Annotated in this window: 17 protein-coding genes; 14 read left to right on the forward strand and 3 right to left on the reverse strand. The window is 70.4% G+C overall.

Going from position 1 to position 18,883, the window contains the following annotated elements; all coding sequences use genetic code 11:
• Positions 1–420 precede the first annotated feature (420 nt).
• The 5 genes from OG788_RS29110 to OG788_RS29130 are packed head-to-tail and all read left to right on the forward strand — an operon-like array spanning position 421 to position 6,076.
• A complete protein-coding gene (locus OG788_RS29110; RefSeq protein ID WP_406374372.1) occupies positions 421–2,052 on the forward strand; it encodes an ABC transporter substrate-binding protein in 1,632 nt (543 codons plus the stop codon).
• A gap of 54 nt (positions 2,053–2,106) precedes the next feature.
• Entirely contained in the window at positions 2,107–3,030 is a 924-nt protein-coding gene (locus OG788_RS29115; RefSeq protein ID WP_266762398.1) for an ABC transporter permease, read from the forward strand.
• Entirely contained in the window at positions 3,023–4,042 is a 1,020-nt protein-coding gene (locus OG788_RS29120; RefSeq protein ID WP_406374373.1) for an ABC transporter permease, read from the forward strand. The genes OG788_RS29115 and OG788_RS29120 overlap by 8 nt, the downstream gene beginning before the upstream one ends.
• A 5-nt stretch (positions 4,043–4,047) precedes the next feature.
• Positions 4,048–5,034, forward strand: coding sequence for an ABC transporter ATP-binding protein (locus OG788_RS29125; protein ID WP_351548802.1), 987 nt, complete (start codon positions 4,048–4,050; stop codon positions 5,032–5,034).
• Positions 5,015–6,076: a dipeptide ABC transporter ATP-binding protein gene (locus tag OG788_RS29130; protein WP_351548799.1), complete on the forward strand. Its 1,062-nt coding sequence runs from the start codon at positions 5,015–5,017 to the stop codon at positions 6,074–6,076. Before OG788_RS29125 ends, OG788_RS29130 begins: the two co-directional genes overlap by 20 nt.
• A 245-nt stretch (positions 6,077–6,321) precedes the next feature.
• Here OG788_RS29130 and OG788_RS29135 read toward each other — a convergent pair whose 3' ends face one another.
• The gene (locus OG788_RS29135) at positions 6,322–8,490 is read right to left on the reverse strand and encodes a prolyl oligopeptidase family serine peptidase (protein WP_406374374.1); all 2,169 of its coding nucleotides are present in this window, start codon (positions 8,488–8,490) and stop codon (positions 6,322–6,324) included.
• A gap of 187 nt (positions 8,491–8,677) precedes the next feature.
• Between OG788_RS29135 and OG788_RS29140 the strand changes: the two genes are divergently transcribed.
• The 8 genes from OG788_RS29140 to OG788_RS29175 all read left to right on the forward strand — a co-directional run bounded on the left by OG788_RS29140 (position 8,678) and on the right by OG788_RS29175 (position 16,378).
• Positions 8,678–8,872: a hypothetical protein gene (locus tag OG788_RS29140; RefSeq protein ID WP_150947166.1), complete on the forward strand. Its 195-nt coding sequence runs from the start codon at positions 8,678–8,680 to the stop codon at positions 8,870–8,872.
• Between the two features lie 48 nt (positions 8,873–8,920).
• Positions 8,921–9,832 carry an N-acetyl-1-D-myo-inositol-2-amino-2-deoxy-alpha-D-glucopyranoside deacetylase gene (gene mshB, locus OG788_RS29145; RefSeq protein WP_406374375.1) on the forward strand — a complete coding sequence of 304 codons (912 nt, stop codon included), beginning with the start codon at positions 8,921–8,923 and terminating at the stop codon, positions 9,830–9,832.
• A gap of 43 nt (positions 9,833–9,875) precedes the next feature.
• The gene (locus OG788_RS29150) at positions 9,876–10,301 is read left to right on the forward strand and encodes a DUF6113 family protein (protein WP_406374376.1); all 426 of its coding nucleotides are present in this window, start codon (positions 9,876–9,878) and stop codon (positions 10,299–10,301) included.
• 160 nt (positions 10,302–10,461) lie between these two features.
• Entirely contained in the window at positions 10,462–12,645 is a 2,184-nt protein-coding gene (locus OG788_RS29155) for a hypothetical protein (RefSeq protein WP_406374377.1), read from the forward strand.
• A 181-nt stretch (positions 12,646–12,826) separates the two neighbouring features.
• Complete coding sequence (locus tag OG788_RS29160) at positions 12,827–13,801, forward strand: ABC transporter ATP-binding protein (RefSeq protein ID WP_406374378.1); 975 nt, start codon at positions 12,827–12,829, stop codon at positions 13,799–13,801.
• Positions 13,798–14,538, forward strand: coding sequence for an ABC transporter permease (locus tag OG788_RS29165; RefSeq protein WP_356750608.1), 741 nt, complete (start codon positions 13,798–13,800; stop codon positions 14,536–14,538). Before OG788_RS29160 ends, OG788_RS29165 begins: the two co-directional genes overlap by 4 nt.
• Positions 14,539–14,543: 5 nt before the next feature.
• Positions 14,544–15,767: a sensor histidine kinase gene (locus OG788_RS29170; RefSeq protein WP_406376878.1), complete on the forward strand. Its 1,224-nt coding sequence runs from the start codon at positions 14,544–14,546 to the stop codon at positions 15,765–15,767.
• On the forward strand, positions 15,764–16,378 hold the full coding sequence (locus tag OG788_RS29175; RefSeq protein ID WP_351548774.1) for a response regulator transcription factor: 615 nt from the start codon (positions 15,764–15,766) through the stop codon (positions 16,376–16,378). Before OG788_RS29170 ends, OG788_RS29175 begins: the two co-directional genes overlap by 4 nt.
• Positions 16,379–16,441: 63 nt before the next feature.
• On the opposite strand, the gene OG788_RS29180 is transcribed toward OG788_RS29175, so the two are convergent.
• Entirely contained in the window at positions 16,442–17,293 is an 852-nt protein-coding gene (locus OG788_RS29180) for a tetratricopeptide repeat protein (protein WP_406374379.1), read from the reverse strand.
• Between the two features lie 17 nt (positions 17,294–17,310).
• Positions 17,311–18,342, reverse strand: a complete 1,032-nt coding sequence (locus OG788_RS29185) for a GNAT family N-acetyltransferase (RefSeq protein WP_406374380.1) — start codon at positions 18,340–18,342, stop codon at positions 17,311–17,313.
• A 140-nt stretch (positions 18,343–18,482) separates the two neighbouring features.
• Here OG788_RS29185 and fdxA point away from each other — a divergent pair, with 140 nt between their 5' ends.
• Positions 18,483–18,803, forward strand: coding sequence for a ferredoxin (fdxA, locus tag OG788_RS29190; RefSeq protein ID WP_018089397.1), 321 nt, complete (start codon positions 18,483–18,485; stop codon positions 18,801–18,803).
• Positions 18,804–18,883 lie beyond the last annotated feature (80 nt).

The raw sequence follows: 18,883 nt of genomic DNA on the forward strand, positions 1-18,883 counted from the left end.
GCAAGGTCAATAAAATCTCGGTCGCCTTGGCGTTGTCTTTACTTTCTTTGCCTGGACTTGACCTCAGCGTAACTACGCGTGTAGCGCACTGTGGCCGTTCCGTGTCCAGATTCGGGCCAACTTCGCGAAACGGGCAATGAGTTCGATAACCGGACGGCGGAGTCTCGGAATGCGTACATCTCGTGCACTGGAATCAACAGTTCCGTATCGAACCGCGAAGATCTGTTGCGTCGGCTCCCAAGATCCTTTGACGGAGTGTCCGGAGTACCCCCTTCCGGATGGATCGACACCCGGAAGGGTGGGGTGAATGTGCGATGCGCCCCATATGGACGGATATTGGGCCCTAAAGGCACAGCGCACCGGGAGCCGGACGCACGACCCCGGCGCCAGCGGCACAGCGCACTCTTGAGGAGGCACTCCATGCGTGGAGCCACGCACGCCAAATGGGCCGCATGTGCGGCGGCGGTAGCCCTGGTGGCGACCGCCTGCGGGGGCGGAGGGAGTGACAGCGGCGGCGGCAGCGGCTCCGGCACCGTCAGTGCCTCCTGGGGCGACCCGCAGAACCCGCTGGAACCGGCCAACACCAATGAGGTGCAGGGCGGCAAGGTCCTCGACATGATCTTCCGCGGCCTGAAGCGGTACAACGCCGAGACCGGTGCCGCCGAGGACATGCTCGCCCAGAAGATCGACACCTCCGACTCGCAGAACTTCACGATCACGATCAAGGACGGCTGGAAGTTCAGCAACGGAGAGGCCGTCACCGCCCAGTCCTTCGTCGACGCCTGGAACTACGGCGCCAGTCTGAAGAACAACCAGAAGAACGCCTACTTCTTCGGGTACATCGAGGGCTACGACAAGGTGCACCCCGAGACCGGCAGCCAGAGCGCCGACACGCTCTCCGGGCTCAAGGTCACCGGCACGAACACCTTCACCGTCAAGCTCAACCAGAAGTTCTCGACCTTCCCGGACACCCTCGGCTACTCGGCCTACTCGCCGCTGCCCAAGGCGTTCTTCGACGACCACGCGGCGTGGGTGAAGAAGCCCATCGGCAACGGCCCGTACACCATCGACTCGTACACCAAGGGCTCGCAGATGGCCCTGGTGAAATGGGACGACTACCCCGGTGACGACAAGGCGCAGAACGGCGGCGTGACCCTCAAGGTCTACACGGACAACAACACCGCCTACAACGACCTCCTGGCCGGCAACCTCGACCTCGTCGACGACGTGCCCGCGGCTCAGCTCAAGAACGCCAAGAGCGACCTGAACGGCCGGTACATCAACACCCCGGCCGGCATCATCCAGACCCTCGCCTTCCCCTTCTACGACCCGAAGTGGGACACGAGCGGCGCGACGAAGGTCCGCCAGGGCCTGTCGATGGCGATCAACCGCCAGCAGATCACCGACACGATCTTCCAGAAGACGCGGACACCCGCGACCGACTGGACCTCACCGGTGCTCGGCAAGGACGGCGGCTTCCAGGACGGCCTGTGCGGCGACTCCTGCAAGTACAACCCGACCGAGGCCAAGAAGCTGGTCGAGGAGGGCGGTGGTCTGCCCGGCGGCCAGGTCAAGATCTCCTACAACGCGGACACGGGCTCCCACAAGGAGTGGGTCGACGCCGTCTGCAACTCCATCAACAACGCCCTCGGCAACGACAAGGCCTGCGTCGGCAACCCGATCGGCACCTTCGCCGACTTCCGCAACCAGATCGGGCAGCACAAGATGCCCGGTCCGTTCCGGGCCGGCTGGCAGATGGACTACCCGCTGATCCAGAACTTCCTCCAGCCGCTGTACTACACGAACGCCTCGTCCAACGACGGCCAGTGGTCGAACAAGGACTTCGACAACCTCGTCGACCAGGCGAACGCCGAGACCGACACCAGCAAGGCCATCAAGCTCTTCCAGCAGGCCGAAGGGGTCGTGCGGGACAACATGGCCGCCATCCCGCTCTGGTACCAGAACGGCAGCGCCGGCTACTCGGACAAGGTCTCGAACGTGGCGCTCAACCAGTTCAGCGTCCCGGTCTACAACGAGATCACCGTCAACTGAGCCGCCCGGGGCGGGTCCGTCACAGCGGCCCGCCCCTCTATCCCCGGAGCACTCATGGGACGGTACGTCATCCGGCGTCTGCTGCAGATGATCCCGGTCTTCATCGGCGCCACCATGCTCATCTTCGTGATGGTGAACGTGATGGGCGACCCCATCGCGGGCCTGTGCGGCGACCGGCAGTGCGACCCCGCCACGGCCGCCCAGCTGCGCAAGGACTTCGGCCTCGACAAGCCCCTGTGGCAGCAGTACCTGACCTACCTCGGCCACATCTTCACCGGTGACTTCGGCACCGCGTTCAACGGACAGCCGGTCACCGAGCTGATGGCCTCCGCCTTCCCGGTCACCATCCGGCTCACGATCGTCGCGATCTTCTTCGAGATCGTCATCGGCATCACGCTCGGCGTCATCACCGGTCTGCACCGCGGCCGGCCCGTCGACACCGGCGTCCTGCTGCTCACCCTCGTGGTCATCTCCGTGCCGACCTTCGTCACCGGTCTGCTGGCCCAGCTGGTGCTCGGCGTCCAATGGCACTGGATCGAACCGTCGGTCTCCGGGGAAGCAACCTTCGGCGAGCTGATCGTGCCGGGCCTGGTGCTGGCCTCGGTCTCCCTCGCGTACGTGACCCGCCTGACCCGGACCTCCATCGCGGAGAACAAACGGTCCGACTATGTCCGTACGGCCGTCGCCAAGGGGCTGCCGCGGCGCCGGGTGACCATCCGGCACCTGCTGCGCAACTCGCTGATCCCCGTCGTCACCTTCATCGGCACCGACATCGGCGCGCTGATGGGCGGCGCGATCGTCACCGAGCGGATCTTCAACATCCACGGGGTCGGTTACCAGATCTACCAGGGGGTCGTGCGCCAGAACACCCAGACGGTCGTCGGCTTCGTGACCATCCTCGTCCTCATCTTCATGGTCGCCAACCTGCTCGTCGACCTCCTGTACGCCGTACTCGACCCGAGGATCCGCTATGCCTGAGCAGCCGCCGTACGAGGAAGAGCCACATCACGGGCCGGAGGGGCCGCCGCCGGAGGACCTCGCCATCGCCCCGACCGGCTTCGGAGGCACGATGGACCTCGGGACGAGCGAGGCGGAGACCCTGGAGAAGACGCCGGGAGGACCGGAGGGCACGGGTCCCCAGGAGAAGCCGCGCTCCCTGTGGTCCGACGCCTGGCGGGACCTGCGCCGCAACCCCGTCTTCATCATCGCCGGACTCGTCATCGTCTTCCTGGTCGTCATCTCGATCTGGCCCTCGCTGATCACCTCACAGAGCCCGCTCCAGTGCGACCTCTCCAAGGCCCAGGAGGGCTCGCAGTCCGGACACCCCTTCGGCTACGACGGGCAGGGCTGCGACGTCTACACCCGGACCGTGTACGGGACCCGCGTCTCGATCAGCGTCGGTGTGCTCGCCACGCTCGGGGTCGCGCTCCTCGGCTCGCTCCTCGGCGGTCTGGCAGGTTTCTACGGCGGGATGGGCGACTCGGTCCTGTCCCGGATCACCGACATCTTCTTCGCGATCCCCGTCGTGCTCGGCGGTCTGGTCCTCCTCTCCGTGGTGACCAGCAACACCATCTGGCCGGTCGTCGGGTTCATGGTGCTGCTCGGCTGGCCGCAGATCTCCCGCATCGCGCGCGGCTCCGTCATCACAACCAAGGAGAACGACTACGTCCAGGCGGCCCGCGCCCTCGGCGCCTCCAACTCCCGGCTGATGCTGCGCCACATCACCCCGAACGCGGTTGCGCCGGTGATCGTCGTGGCGACCATCGCCCTCGGTACCTACATCTCGCTGGAGGCGACGCTCTCGTACCTGGGCGTCGGTCTGAAGCCCCCGACGGTCAGCTGGGGCATCGACATCTCCTCGGCGTCCGCGTACATCCGCCAGGCCCCGCACATGCTGCTGTGGCCGGCCGGCGCGCTCGCGATCACCGTGCTCGCGTTCATCATGCTCGGCGACGCTGTGCGCGACGCCCTCGACCCGAAGCTGAGGTGACCGCCGTGCTGCTCGAAGTGCGCGATCTGCACGTGGAGTTCAGGACCAGGGACGGAGTCGCCAAGGCCGTCAACGGGGTCAACTACAGCGTCGACGAGGGCGAGACACTCGCCGTGCTCGGCGAGTCCGGCTCCGGCAAGTCGGTGACGGCCCAGGCCGTGATGGGCATCCTCGACATGCCGCCCGGGAAGATCACCGGCGGCGAGATCCTCTTCCAGGGCAAGGACCTGCTGAAGTTCAAGGAGGAGGAGCGGCGCAAGGTGCGGGGCGCCGAGATGGCGATGATCTTCCAGGACGCGCTGTCGTCCCTGAACCCCGTGATCAGCGTCGGCGACCAGCTCGGCGAGATGTTCACCGTGCACCGCGGGATGTCGCGCAAGGAAGCCCGCGCCAAGGCGATCGAACTGATGGAGCATGTGCGCATCCCGGCCGCCGCCGAGCGCGTGCGCGACTATCCGCACCAGTTCTCCGGCGGTATGCGCCAGCGCATCATGATCGCCATGGCGCTGGCCCTGGAACCCGCCCTGATCATCGCCGACGAACCGACCACCGCGCTCGACGTGACCGTGCAGGCCCAGGTCATGGACCTGCTCGCCGAGCTGCAGCGCGAGCTCAACATGGGACTCATCCTCATCACCCACGACCTCGGCGTGGTCGCGGACGTCGCCGACCGGATCGCGGTGATGTACGCGGGCCGGATCGTGGAGACGGCACCGGTCCACGACATCTACAAGGCGCCCGCCCACCCCTATACGAGGGGGCTCCTGGACTCGATCCCCCGGCTCGACCAGAAGGGCCAGGAGCTGTACGCGATCAAGGGACTGCCGCCCAACCTGATGCACATCCCGCCCGGCTGCGCCTTCAATCCGCGCTGCCCGATGGCCCAGGACATCTGCCGCACCGAGGTGCCGCCGCTCGCGGAGGTCGACGCGGACCGCCGGAGCGCCTGCTTCTTCTGGAGGGAGTGCCTCGATGACACAAGCAGCAAGTGAGCCGCTGCTGGAGGTCAGCGGACTGGTCAAGCACTACCCGCTCACCCAGGGAATCCTGTTCAAGAAACAGGTCGGCGCGGTCAAGGCCGTCGACGGCGTCGACTTCCACCTCGGCCACGGCGAGACCCTCGGCATCGTCGGCGAGTCCGGCTGCGGCAAGTCGACGGTCGCCAAGATGCTGGTCAACCTGGAGAAGCCGACCGAGGGGACGATCAAGTACAAGGGCGAGGACATCACCCGGCTGTCGGGCAAGGCGCTGAAGGCCGTACGCCGCAACATCCAGATGGTCTTCCAGGACCCGTACACCTCCCTCAACCCCCGGATGACCGTCGGCGACATCATCGGGGAGCCGTACGACATCCATCCCGAGGTCGCGCCCAAGGGCGACCGGCGGGGCAGGGTCCAGGACCTGCTGGACGTGGTCGGGCTCAACCCGGAGTACATCAACCGCTATCCGCACCAGTTCTCCGGCGGCCAGCGCCAGCGCATCGGCATCGCGCGGGGTCTCGCGCTGCGGCCCGAGATCATCGTCGCCGACGAGCCGGTCTCCGCGCTCGACGTCTCCGTGCAGGCACAGGTCATCAACCTGCTGGACCGGCTCCAGGCCGAGTTCAATCTCAGCTACGTGTTCATCGCGCACGACCTGTCGATCGTGCGGCACATCTCCGACCGGGTCGGGGTCATGTACCTGGGCCGGATCGTGGAGACCGGCAAGGACGTCGAGATCTACGACCATCCGACGCACCCCTACACCCAGGCGCTGCTGTCCGCCGTGCCCGTGCCGGACCCGGAGGCCCGGGAGCACCGGGAGCGGATCATCCTCACCGGGGACGTGCCCTCGCCCGCGCACATCCCGTCCGGCTGCCGGTTCCGCACCCGCTGCTGGAAGGCGCAGGAGCGCTGCACGCTGGAGGTGCCGCTGCTCGCGGTGCCGGCCGAGTTCCGGCTCTCCGCCGGTCCGACCGCCCACGACTCGGCCTGTCACTTCGCGGAGGAGAAGCAGGTCGTCCCCCCGGAGGAGCCCTCCGACGGGGTGGCATAACACCACAAATATGAGCAAACTTCGTTAACACACAGGCAACTTGGCGGAAGCGGTACCGATATACGGACGCGCCAAGGTGAACACCGTACGGCCGTGCGGGTGCCGTAAACGAGCCGGGGTGCGCCATGTCACCCCGGCTCGTTGCTGCCCTTCGCGCCTGAGCCGGCGCCGCTCTCGCGGAGCCGGCCGGCGTTGCGTCGCGGTCGCTGGATCGATGGTTGCCGCGCTTCGCGGAGTGCTGTCGCTCAGCTCAGACCGAGAGAGCGCCGCAGGAAGTCCACCTGAAGCAGGAGCAGGTTCTCGGCGACCTGTTCCTGGGGAGTCATGTGCGTGACTCCGGACAGCGGCAGCACCTCGTGCGGGCGGCCGGCGGCCAGCAGAGCCGAGGACAGCCGCAGGGCGTGCGCCACCACGACGTTGTCGTCCGCGAGGCCGTGCACGATCATCAGCGGCCGGTGCGGCCCGGTGGGCGCGGAGAGCCCCTCGTCGGTGACCAGTGAGCTCTTCGCGTACGCCGCGGGGCTCGCGGCCGGATCGCCGAGGTACCGCTCCGTGTAGTGGGTGTCGTACAGCCGCCAGTCGGCGACCGGGGCGCCCGCGATGCCCGCGTGGAAGACGTCGGGGCGGCGCAGCACGGCGAGCCCCGCGAGCCAGCCGCCGTACGACCAGCCGCGGATCGCGACCCGGGACAGGTCGAGCGGGAACCGCTCCGCGAGACCGTGCAGCGCCTCGACCTGGTCGTCGAGGGAGAGCGTGAGGTCGTCGCGGATCGCCTTCTCCCAGGCGGGGGAGCGCCCCGGGGTGCCGCGGCCGTCGGCGACGACCACCGCGAAGCCCTGGTCGGCGAACCACTGCGAGGTGAGGTGCGCGTTGTGCGCCGCCAGCACCCGGGGGCCGTGCGGACCGCCGTAGGGGTCCAGCAGGACCGGTAGGGGAGTGTCGCCGTCGTAGTCAGTAGGCATAAGCACGGCGCATGGGATTTTCTGTGCGCCCCCCTGTGTGAGCGTCACGCGCGGGGACAATCCGGGATGTTCGGCGTACGAGGGGATGGTCGCCACCCGCTCCCAGCCTCCGGCCCGGGGGACCCCCGCCTTCCTTCGGTCGCCTTCCCGCAGCACCTGTACCTGGGCGCCCGCCTGGTCGAGCACCGACGACACGAGCACGGTCACGCCCCCGGCGCGCACCGCCGAGTGCACCCCGGGCTCCTGCGACAGGCGCTCCAGCCCGAGTTCGTTCACGCGGTACACGTGTACCTCGCCGGTCTCCGGCGCGGCCGCGGCCGCGCCCGCCGAGGCCGCGACCAGCACATCGTCGGCCGAGACGTCGAGCACCGCCCGGACGTGCAACTGGGCCCCGGTCAGCGGGCGTTCACCGAACGCCAGGACCCGTGCACCGCCCTCGTCGGCGATCCGCACGAGCTGTCCGTCGGGGCTCCAGCAGGGCACTCCGGGGAAAAGATCCAGCCAAGTTGGATCTTCGTCGGCGTGCACCATCCGGGTCGTCCCGGAGTCCGGGTCCACGGCCAGGAACAGCTGGCTGCGCTGGTCCCGCGCCTGCACCAGAAGCAGCGGAGCACCCGCCGCTGACCAGTGCACATGCGCCAGATACGGATAACGCGCGCGGTCCCAGCGGACCTCCGTGCGCACCCGGTCGAGCCCGATCACGAAGAGCCGCACCTCCGCGTTGGCGCTGCCCGCCACCGGGTAGGCGACCCGCTGCGGATCGGCTTCCGGATGCGCCGGATCGGAGATCCACCAGCGCTGCACGGGCGTGTCGTCGACCCGCGCCACGAGCAGCCGGTCCCCCTCCGGCGACCACCAGAATCCGCGCGAACGCCCCATCTCCTCGGCCGCGATGAACTCGGCCAACCCGTAGGAAACCGACCCTGGTTCCGCCGAGGGTTCGGGTTCCGCGAGCGCCCGGTCGTCGTCGCCCTCCGCCCCGACGACCCTCAGCGCGCCCCCGGCGACGTATGCCACGAGCCGGCCGTCGGGGGAGGGGCGCGGGTCGATCACCGGTCCGGGGACCGTGAGTTCACGCGCCGTGCCGGCTCGCAGCTCCGCCGTGAAGAGCCGCCCTGACAAGGCGAAAGAGGCCAACTCGGCGGCTGTGTCCGTGGCATATCCGACGATCCCCGCGCCGCCCTCGCGGCTGCGCTCGCGGCGCGCCCGCTCCTCCGGGGAGAGGCGCTCGCCGGCGCCGCCGAGCAGTGCCGCGGGGTCGGCCGCGACCCGTTCCTGGCCCTCCGCCACATCGAGGACCCACAGCTGATTCGCCCTCTCCGTACCGGAGGAGGACCGCAGGAACACCACACGGGAACCGTCGGGGGACACGGTGAACGCGCGCGGCGCGCCGGAGGTGAACCGCTGCGTGCGGGCGTACCGGCGCGGGAAGGAGAGAGGCTCGTTCGTCATCCCCCGACCATATTGGCCATGCGCCCCCTTGTGCGGCCGTGCGCCGATCGATGCGCGCGTACGGATAGTTATGATCACTAGCGCTGCGTGGGTAAGAACCTGCTGGCTGCTGTATGGATTTACAGACCCCCCATGTCCGGTCCCGTACCGGACCCCGAGTCCCTGGGACCTTTGGAGGTGAGCCGCCGTGGCACTCTCGATTTCGGCGGTGGTGCTGCTGGCGATCATCGTCTTTCTTCTGATCAAGAAGTCAGGACTGAAAGGCGGGCACGCGGTCGTATGCATGCTGCTCGGCTTCTATCTCGCCTCCTCGACGGTCGCACCCACGATCAGCGAGCTGACCACGAACATCGCGGGGATGATCGGCAGCATCAAGTTCTGATCCCCGCCCGGACCGGGGACGGGGCGGGCGCCTCGTAGGGTGGGTTCCATGACGGAACTGCCCGACCGGCGTCTGCTCCTGGTGCACGCGCATCCGGACGACGAGTCGATCAACAATGGCGCGACCATGGCCAGATACGCGGCCGAGGGCGCTCATGTGACGCTGGTGACCTGCACCCTCGGCGAGGAGGGTGAGGTCATTCCGCCCGAACTCGCCCATCTCGCCCCCGATCGCGAGGGCGGACTGGGTCCGTACCGGACCGGTGAGCTGAGCGCCGCCATGAAGGAACTGGGCGTCGCCGACCACCGCTTCCTGGGCGGAGCCGGGCGGTTCCGTGACTCCGGGATGATGGGCGTCGAGCAGAACCACCGCCCGGGTGCCTTCTGGTCCGCGGACCTCGACGAGGCCGCCGACTGCCTGGTCGAGGTGATCCGCGAGGTGCGCCCCCAGGTGCTCGTCACCTACGACCCCGATGGGGGTTATGGGCACCCGGACCACATCCAGACCCACCGCGTGGCCGTGCGCGCCGCCGAGCTGGCCGCTGATCCCACCCACCGCCAGGATCTCGGCGACGCGTGGCGGATCACCAAGACCTACTGGAACCGGGTGCCGCGCCCGGTGGCCGAGGAGGCGTTCGCGCTTCTGCGCGAGGCCCTCCCCGAGCTGCCGTTCGACCGGTCGGCCGCGATCGACGACGTACCGGGCGTGGTCGACGAGGCGACCATCACCACCGAGGTCGACGGCACCGCGTACGCCGCCGCCAAGGCCGCCGCGATGCGGGCGCACGCCACCCAGATCACCGTGGACGGCCCCTGGTTCGTCCTCTCGAACGAGCTGGCGCAGCCGCTCTTCACCACCGAGTACTACGAGTTGGTCGACGCCCCGCGTCCCGCGACGCGGGAGACGGACCTGTTCCAGGGCATCCCGGGCATCCAGGACATCGAGAGGAACGGCCGGTGACGGACGCGGGCAAGGCGGCCACTCGGACAGGGGCGGGTCTGTGATGAGTACGAACGGACGGCGCGGCGGCGGAAGTGCGCTCGCCCAGCCACTGACACGGCCCTCGGGCGGGCGGATCGCCGCCTACCTGGGTCTCTTCCTGCTCGGAGCGTTGGTCGGGGTCGCCGGGGCGCTGGTGGAGTCCGGCTTGTTCCCCCTCGGGCTGCTGCTGGCGCTGGCGGGCGCCGCCGGACTCTTCCTGGGCGGAGCGCGGGCCACAGCGTCCCGGGCCGGGGCCGTCGCCCCGGCGGCCGGCTGGATGGTCGCCGTCGTCCTGCTCACCGCCAGTCGCCCGGAAGGGGACTTCCTCTTCGGCGCGGGAGTTGTTTCGTACCTCTTCCTGCTCGGAGGCATGGCCGTGGCTGTGATGTGCGCCACGCTCGGGCAGGGGCGGCAACCGGGCGCCTCCGGTGCCCGACTTGGCAAGTGACGTACCACTTCGCCGTATCCGTCAGGTGCGGGTCCGGTGCGAGATTCCTTCGCGGGCGAGGTTTGCGGGCCGGACATGGCCAGTATGGTGGTGCGCGCCGCCGAGCTGCCCGAGATGAGGTCGAGTAAACGGGCGGCGGAGCCAACCGGGAGAACCTGCCTTGAGTCGTGAAACTGACAGTTCGTCCTCCGGGCCCAACGGGCGCGGTGGAGCCGCGTACCCGTCGGGGACGCCGCCGTACGGGACCCCCATGGCTTCCGAAGGCGGCGCCGACGCGGGCCGATCGGCCGCCGGCAAGCCGCCGGAGGAGCGCAAGACCGAGACCACACTGACGACACGGATCCGGATCAACATCCCTGGATCGCGGCCCATCCCGCCCGTGGTCGTCCGTACCCCCGTCGCCGGCACCGACGCGCCCTCCGAGGGCGGCGACGGCGCGAACACGGGCGCACAGGCGCCGCGCGGCGGCGGTTCGCCCGCGGGCGCCTCCGCCACGACGGCCACCACCCCGGCCCCGTCCGCACCGGCACCCGCGCCCGTGGACCAGCCCGGCCCGGCCGAGGAGAAGACGAGCGACTGGTTCGCGCCACGCAAGTCCGGCGCGCCCAAGGGCGGTCCGGGAGGCGGGTCGACCAACGGGGCGGGCCTGCCGGGCGGTTCGGCCTCCCCCGCTCCCTCGGGCGCGTCGAACGGCTCGGGTCCCGCGGGGACACCGGGCACGGGACGGCCCGCGCCGTCCAACGGCGCCGGTCCGCTGGGCATCACCGGTGGTGTGCGGCCCGGCGGTACGAACGGTGCCGGGCTCCCCGGTGCCACCGGTGCCGGACCCGTGGCACCCGGTCACGGCGGCGGCACGGGCTCCTTCGACGTCTCCGGGGCGCTGCGCGACACCGGCTCGTTCCCGGCCATAGGTTCGTCCGGCGGAACCGGCGAACCGCGCCGCGACGACCTCCCGTACTTCTCCGAGGGCGGCCGGGGCGGCCCGGCCGGTCCGACCGGCGGTCCCGCCACCGGCGACGGCCCGATGGTGCCTCCGGCCGGCCCCGGCGCGGCTCCCGGCAGCCTGGCCGCGACACCGGGCTCCGCCCCCGGCAACCCGAACGCGGGCGCGGGATATCCCGGCGCCGGAACGGGCCCGCGCGGCGGTCTCAGCGACGACACCGCGATCCTCACCCCGCAGAAGCCGGCGCCCGACCCGGGGCCCGGCGGCTACGGCGCCCCCGCGGACAACGTCTCCGGGCACACCCTGACCAGCGGTATCCCCGTCGTTTCACCCAGCCAGAACTTCTCGTTCGACGCGGGCACGCGCAACGAGGGACCCAGGTCCCACACACCGCCGAAGCTGCCCGAACCGGTCCAGCAGCCGCCCGCCTCGTCGAAGCAGGCGAAGAAGAAAAAGGGCCGCAACAAGCCGGCGCTCCTCGGCGCCCTCGCCGTCGTCCTCGTCGGCGGCGCCTACGGCGCGGGCCTGCTCATGAACCACTCGGACGTGCCCAAGGGCACCACCGTGCTCGGCGTCGACATCGGCGGCGGCACCCGCGACGACGCCGTCAAGAAGCTCGACGACGCCTTCGGCGACCGCACGAACAAGGCCCTGACGCTGTCCGTCGACGGCGACACGGTGCAGCTCAAGCCCGACCAGGCCGGACTCCAGCTGGACAGTCAGGCCACCGTCCGCGCCGCCGCAGGCAGCGACTACAACCCGGTCTCGGTGATCGGCTCGCTGTTCGGCCAGGAGCGCGTGGTCGCGCCCGTGATGCCGGTCGACGAGGAGAAGCTCCAGGCCGCCCTGGAGCGCGCCGCGAGCGGCTCCGGGTCGGCGACCGACGGCACCATCAAGTTCAGCCCGGGCAAGGCCGTCGCCGTCTACGGCAAGGCGGGCAAGGGCATCGACGTCGCGTCCTCGACACAGGCCGTCAAGGACGCCTACCTCGCCCAGGTCGGGACCGACGCGACCACTCCGGTGAAGGTCGCCACCACGACCCGCCAGCCGACGGTCACCAAGGCCGAGGTGGACCGGAAGATGTCGACGTTCGCGACGGTCGCCATGTCGGCGAACATCACCGTCCGCACGGACGCCACCCACCTCATCGCCTTCAGTCCGCAGAAGTCCATCTGGAAGTTCCTGAGCGTCCAGCCGGTCGAGGGCAAGCTCGTCGAGCGCTACGACCTGAAGGTGCTCCAGGAGCTGTACGGCCACGCCTTCGACGGTGTGACGGTCACCAAGGGCGACGGCAGCAAGAAGGCCGTGAGCCCGCAGGAAGTGGCCTCCGCCGTGGGCCGGGCGCTGGTCGGGAAGACGGCCGCCGCACGCGACGTGACCATCCCCACCGACCCCAACTAGCGGGCGCACCACGCGCGTCGAGGGCATCCGGCCAGGTTCTCACCGGCCGGGTGCCCTCTCGCCGTTCCGTGGAGGGCCGCCGCCGGGCACGGTCGCCCGCCGCCGACATGACATCTGTCATCCGCGACCGAGGACACAGCGCACTGCCGCGGGCACCCTCCTCGCGGCCACGATGGATCACATGACAACGACTGCGGCGACCACCACCACACCGGTGGTCGGGTTCGAATCGGTGACCAAGGCCTACGGGAGCGTCCGGGCCGTGGACGGGCTGACGCTCGAACTGCACCCGGGCGAGACCGTCGCCCTCCTGGGTCCCAACGGGGCGGGCAAGTCGACCACGCTGGACCTGCTGCTCGGCCTCAAGAACGCCGACAGCGGGACGGTCCGGGTGTTCGGCACCGGCCCGCGCGAGGCGATCGTCGCCGGCCGGGTGGGCGCCATGCTGCAGAGCGGCGGGCTGATGGACGAGGTCACCGTCGGCGAACTCGTGAAACTCGCCTGCGATCTGCACCCGAAGCCGTACCGCGCCACCGACGTCCTCGCCCGCGCCGGCATCGGCCAGATCGCCGACCGCAGGGTCGACAAGCTCTCGGGCGGCCAGGCACAGCGCGTCCGGTTCGCCCTCGCCACGGCGGGCGACAGCGACCTGATCGTCCTCGACGAGCCCACCACCGGCATGGACGTCTCCGCCCGGCAGGCGTTCTGGGCCACCATGCGCGAGCAGGCCGACCAGGGCCGCACGGTCCTGTTCGCCACGCACTACCTGGAGGAGGCCGACGCCATAGCGGACCGCGTCCTCGTCCTGCACCGGGGACGCCTGCTGGCCGACGGCACCGCCGCCGAGATCAAGGCCAAGGCCGGCGCCCGCCGCGTCGCCTTCGACCTGGAGGGCCCCATCGACGAGGCCCCGCTGCGCGCGCTGCCCTTCCTCACCTCCATCGACGTGTCCGGGCAGACCGTCCGCATCCAGTCCTCCGACGCGGACGCCACCGTGCACGCGCTGTACGGGCTCGGCGTCTACCCGCGCAACCTCGAAGTCGCCGGGCTCGGTCTCGAGCAGGCCTTCGTCGCCATCACCGAGGCCGAAGAGGCCAACCGCACCGCGGCCGCCGAGGCCGACCGCACCGCCGCCGAGGAGGCGACGTCCAAGTGAACAGTCTCATCAAGCTGGAGATCACCCGCGCCCTGCGCAACAAGAAGTTCCTGTTCTTCTCCGTGGTCTACCCCTCGGCCCTGTTCCTGCTGATCGCGGGCAGCGCCGACAGCACCACCGAGGTGGACGGAACCGGCCTCACCCTGCCGACCTTCTTCATGGTCTCCATGGCCTCCTTCGGGGCCCTGACCGCCGTTCTCATGGGCAACAGCGAACGCATCGCGAAGGAGCGGGAGAGCGGCTGGGTACGGCAGTTGAGGCTCACCACGCTGCCGGGCCGCGGCTACGTCCTCGCCAAGACGGCCGGCGCCGCCGTGATCAGCCTGCCGTCGATCGTGATCGTCTTCGTGGTCGCCGCGGCCGTGAAGGACGTACGCCTGGACGCCTGGCAGTGGCTCGCGCTCACCGGCGTGATCTGGGCCGGCAGCCTGGTCTTCGCCGCGCTCGGCGTCGCCATCGGCTATCTGGCCAGCGGTGACGCGGTCCGGCCGATCACGATGATCATCTACTTCGGCCTGTCGATGCTCGGTGGCCTCTGGATGCCCACGACCACCTTCCCCGACTGGCTGCAGAACATCGCGAAGTGGCTGCCCACGCACGCGTACGCTGCCCTGGGGCAGGCCATCGAACTGGGCGACGCCCCGCACGCGAAGGACATCGCCATCCTCGCCGTCTCCTTCGCCCTCTTCGCGGGCGGCGCGGCATGGCTGTACCGGAAGGACACGCTGAAGGCGTGAGTGCCATGACGGAAGACCCGGTGCCCGACGAGGCCCGCACGGACCGGCTGGTGCGGATGGGAGAGTCCCCCCGCAACGTCCGCGAGGCCCTGCGCAAGTCGGCGTGGATCGTCATCTGGCTGGTGTTCCTCAGCTCGCCGGTCCACGACCTCGCCTCCGGCAACCACACGCCCGCGGCCACCGCGGCCGGCTGGCTCGGCCTCGCGGCCTTCGTCGCGATCTATCTGACGCTCGTCTTCCGGAACATGGGCAGGGCCTTCGCGGGCACCCTGGCCGTCTCCTCCCTCGTCCTCGCCCTCGGCGCGCTCGCCGTCGTGCTGTGCCTGACGCTCGGCCCGCCCTGGCTCGGCCTGTTCGTGTACGTCTCGGTCGCCTGCGGGACGACGTTCCCGCTGCGGGTGTCGTACTGGACCATCCCGCTGACCGCCGTCGTGATGCTGCTCGTCGGCCTGCACGGCGGCGAGCGGGACGCGCGCAACCTCGTCCTGCTCGTCGTCCTGATCGGCTTCGCGATGACCGGCGTACGGCAGCTGGTCCGTACGACGGTGGAGCTGCGCAAGGCACGGGCCACCGTCGCCCAGCTCGCCGCGAACGAGGAGCGCCTGCGCCTCGCCAGGGACCTGCACGACCTGCTCGGCCACTCCCTCTCGCTGATCACCCTGAAGAGCGAGCTGGCCGGGCGGATGCTCCCGGACCATCCCGGCAAGGCGGCCCAGCAGGTCGCCGACATCGAGCAGGTGAGCCGCCAGGCCCTGGTCGACGTACGCGAGGCGGTCACCGGCTACCGGCGGCCCCGGCTGGCCGGTGAACTCGCGGGCGCCCAGGTCGCCTTGACCGCGGCGGGCGTCATCGCCGACCTGCCGGCCGAACCCGACGTCGAGGGTGTCCCCGAGGAGAGCGAGTCCACGCTGGCCTGGGCCCTGCGCGAGGCGATCACCAACGTCGTACGGCACAGCGGCGCCCGGCGCTGCGTCGTGACACTCGTCCGGCGCCAGACTCTGGACGGCCCCGTGCTCGAACTGTCGGTGGAGGACGACGGCTCGGGCGGTTCCTCCGGCGCCGCCGCCGGCAACGGACTGACGGGACTGACCGAACGCCTGGAGCAGGCGGGCGGATCGCTGGAGGCGGGTCGTGTCCGGCACGGATTCCGGCTGGTCGCACGGGCGCCGCTCGCCGGCGGCCGAGCCCCTGTGGGCGCGGCGGACGACCCCGTAGGATCCGGTGCATGAGCCGCACGATCAAGGTCCTCCTCGCCGAGGACCAGTCGATGGTCCGCGAGGCGCTGGCCGCCCTGCTGGGACTGGAGCCGGACATCGAGGTGGTCGTCCAAGTGGCCCGCGGCGACGAGGTACTGGCGGCGGCCCGCGCCCATGACGTGGACGTGGCGCTCCTCGACATCGAGATGCCGGGCATGACGGGCATAGAGGCCGCGGCCGCACTCCACAAGGAGTTCCCCGCCCTCAAGCTGATCGTCCTCACGACCTTCGGCCGCCCCGGCTATCTGCGCAGCGCCATGGAGTCCGGTGCCGACGCCTTCCTGGTCAAGGATGCTCCGGCGGCCCAACTCGCCCAAGCGGTACGCAAGGTGCTGGCGGGCGAGCGCGTGATCGACCCCACGCTGGCCGCGGCCGCGCTGGCGGAGGGCGCCAACCCGCTCACCGACCGCGAACGCGAGATCCTCCGTGCCGCCGCCGACGGCTCCACCAACGCCGAACTGGCCACCGCCCTCCACCTCTCCCAGGGCACGGTCCGCAACTACCTCTCCACGGCCATCCAGAAACTGGCGGTCCGCAACCGGGCGGAGGCGGTACGGATCGCGCGGGAGAAGGGGTGGCTGTGAGGGGAGCCGTGGGCTCCTGGCACGGCTCCGGGCGGGTCACGCGCGGAACCCGGCGTACGCGCGTCAGTTGAGCATCGCCCGTGCCGCGTGGGCCTGTCGGCGTACGCGGTCGGCGGCCGGTTCGTCGACGCCCGCCACCACGTCCGCGTACGCGTCCAGTTCGGCGGCACCGCTGAGGAAGTCCCCTCGCTGGACGAGGAGTTGGGCGCGGTCGTAGCGCAGCCGCGCTGGGTGCGAGGGAAGTTGGAGGGACAGCTCCACCGACCACAGGGCCACGTCGGAGCGTTCGGGCCGGGCGGCGGCCCAGGCACGGATGTTGTTCAGGATGCGCAGGACGACGTCGAGCGGGTCGGCGGGGGAGAGCATCGACGGGTCGAGCGGGGCGCCGGTGGCCCCGGCGACGAGCAGCTCGGCGTCGGAGCCGGTCAGGACGCGCCCGCCGTCGAAGGGATCGGCGAGCACCTGCTCCTCGGGCGGGCCGAAGCCCACCACGAAGTGACCGGGCAGCGCGACCCCGTAGACCGGTGCGCCGGCCCGTCGCGCGACCTCCATCCACACCACCGAGAGCAGGATGGGCAGCCCACGCCGCCGGCGCAGCACCGCGTGCAGCAGGGAGGACTCCAGCCGCTGGTAGTCGCCCGGTGACCCCCGGTATCCACAGCGCCCGCCGAGGAGTTCGGACAGGGCGCTCGCCCAGGCGCGGGGGCCGCCCGGACGGAAGGGCAGCCGGCCGGCCAGCCCGTCCAGCTCGACCTGCGCCGCGTCCATGCCCGCCTCGTCCAGCGTCCCGTCCGCCGCGGCGCCCACCAGCAGGCACAGCACCGCCGGATCGGGCCGCTCGGCCCGTGCCTCGTCGGCGAACCGCCGCCGTACTTCGTCGGCTCGCTCCGGGTCCGGTGGCTGAGGGGAACGCATAGCTGGCTCGTGCCCCGTCACGTCGATCGATAGCGGTCGTCGCCGGACACCTTTTGCGTCCGCGGCGCGCGGTAGTGGTGGTAGGCGTGATGCGCCCCGAATCCCATGCCCGCGTACAGCTCCCGTGCCCCGGTGTTGTCCGCCTCCACCTGGAGCCAGGCCGCCGAGGCGCCCTCGTCCAGGGCGCGGCGGGCCAGCGCGGCCATGACGGCGGTGGCGAGGCCCTTGCGGCGGTGGGCCGGGTCGACCTCGACGGCGGCGAATCCGGCCCAGCGGCCGTCCACCACGCAGCGCCCGATCGCGGCCGGAGCCGCGCCCTGGGCGCCGGGCACGGTCGCGAACCACACCGAGGGACCGCTGCCCAGCACCTTCAGGGCCACGTCGCTCAGGCCCTTGCGCTGGTAGCGGCCGAGCCACGCCTCGTCGGCCGTGCGGGAGAGCAGGACCCCGGGTGCCTCCCGGTCCCCGATCGGCGCGAGCGCGCCGGTCCACAGTTCGGCCGTCACCTCACGCGCCCAGTCACGCGCCTCCAGCTCGGCGCACAACAGCTCCTGGGTGCCCTCGGCGCCTGTCGCGGTCTGGATGTAGGCGGGCAGGCCACGGGCCGCGTACCAGTCCCGTACGCGGGTCAGCGCCTGGTCGAGCAACACGCCCGGGTCGCCCAGCGGAAGCGCGGAGTTGGCGCGTCGGGTGAACCCGCCCGCCGCCCGCAGCTCCCATGCGCCGAGCCGCTCGCTCTCCACCGGCCGCCAGGCCCGCGCGGCGACCCGAGCCAGCTCCTCGTACGAGGCCGCGGGCCCGCGCCGCCGAGCCGGGGCGGAGGGCACGACCTTGCCCGCGACCAGCGAGGATTCCGCGATCCGGACACTCTCGCCGGTCCGTCGTGTGATCAGCAGCACACCGTTGTCCCACGATGTGAGAACTCCGACCGTGTCGGTGAACTTCCCGCCCGTGTCTCCGTCGTCGATCATGCGTCGTACCGAGACACGTTTTCCCACGTCAGCAGCGGTGATACGGACCTCCAGGCGGCCGGATGCAGAGATTTCCACAGGTCAGTTCACCCCTCCTGTTCGGATCATGCCCAAGAACGGAGATACTAGGGGCGGGCATCGACGACGCCGCGCTCCCGCGCGCCAGGCGGCGGAGCCTACGGAGGCCCGCCAGCGCCCTATCGAGGAGGAACGACAGCGTGACCTACGTCATCGCGCAGCCTTGTGTCGACGTCAAGGACAAGGCGTGCATCGAGGAGTGCCCGGTCGACTGCATCTACGAGGGCTCCCGGTCCTTGTACATCCACCCGGACGAATGCGTCGACTGCGGAGCCTGTGAGCCGGTGTGCCCGGTCGAGGCGATCTTCTACGAAGACGACACTCCGGAAGAGTGGAAGGACTACTACAAGGCGAACGTCGAGTTCTTCGACGAGCTCGGCTCGCCCGGCGGCGCCAGCAAGCTCGGTCTGATCGAGCGCGACCACCCCTTCATCGCAGCGCTCCCGCCGCAGAACCAGTAAGCGGCCCGCTGGGGGTCCCTCCCAGCGGTAGCTGGGGGAGCGCCGCCTCGGTCCCGTACGGCCTGATCGCTCCGATCGCC

Source organism: Streptomyces sp. NBC_00647, from assembly GCF_045207245.1.
Classification (GTDB): domain Bacteria; phylum Actinomycetota; class Actinomycetes; order Streptomycetales; family Streptomycetaceae; genus Streptomyces.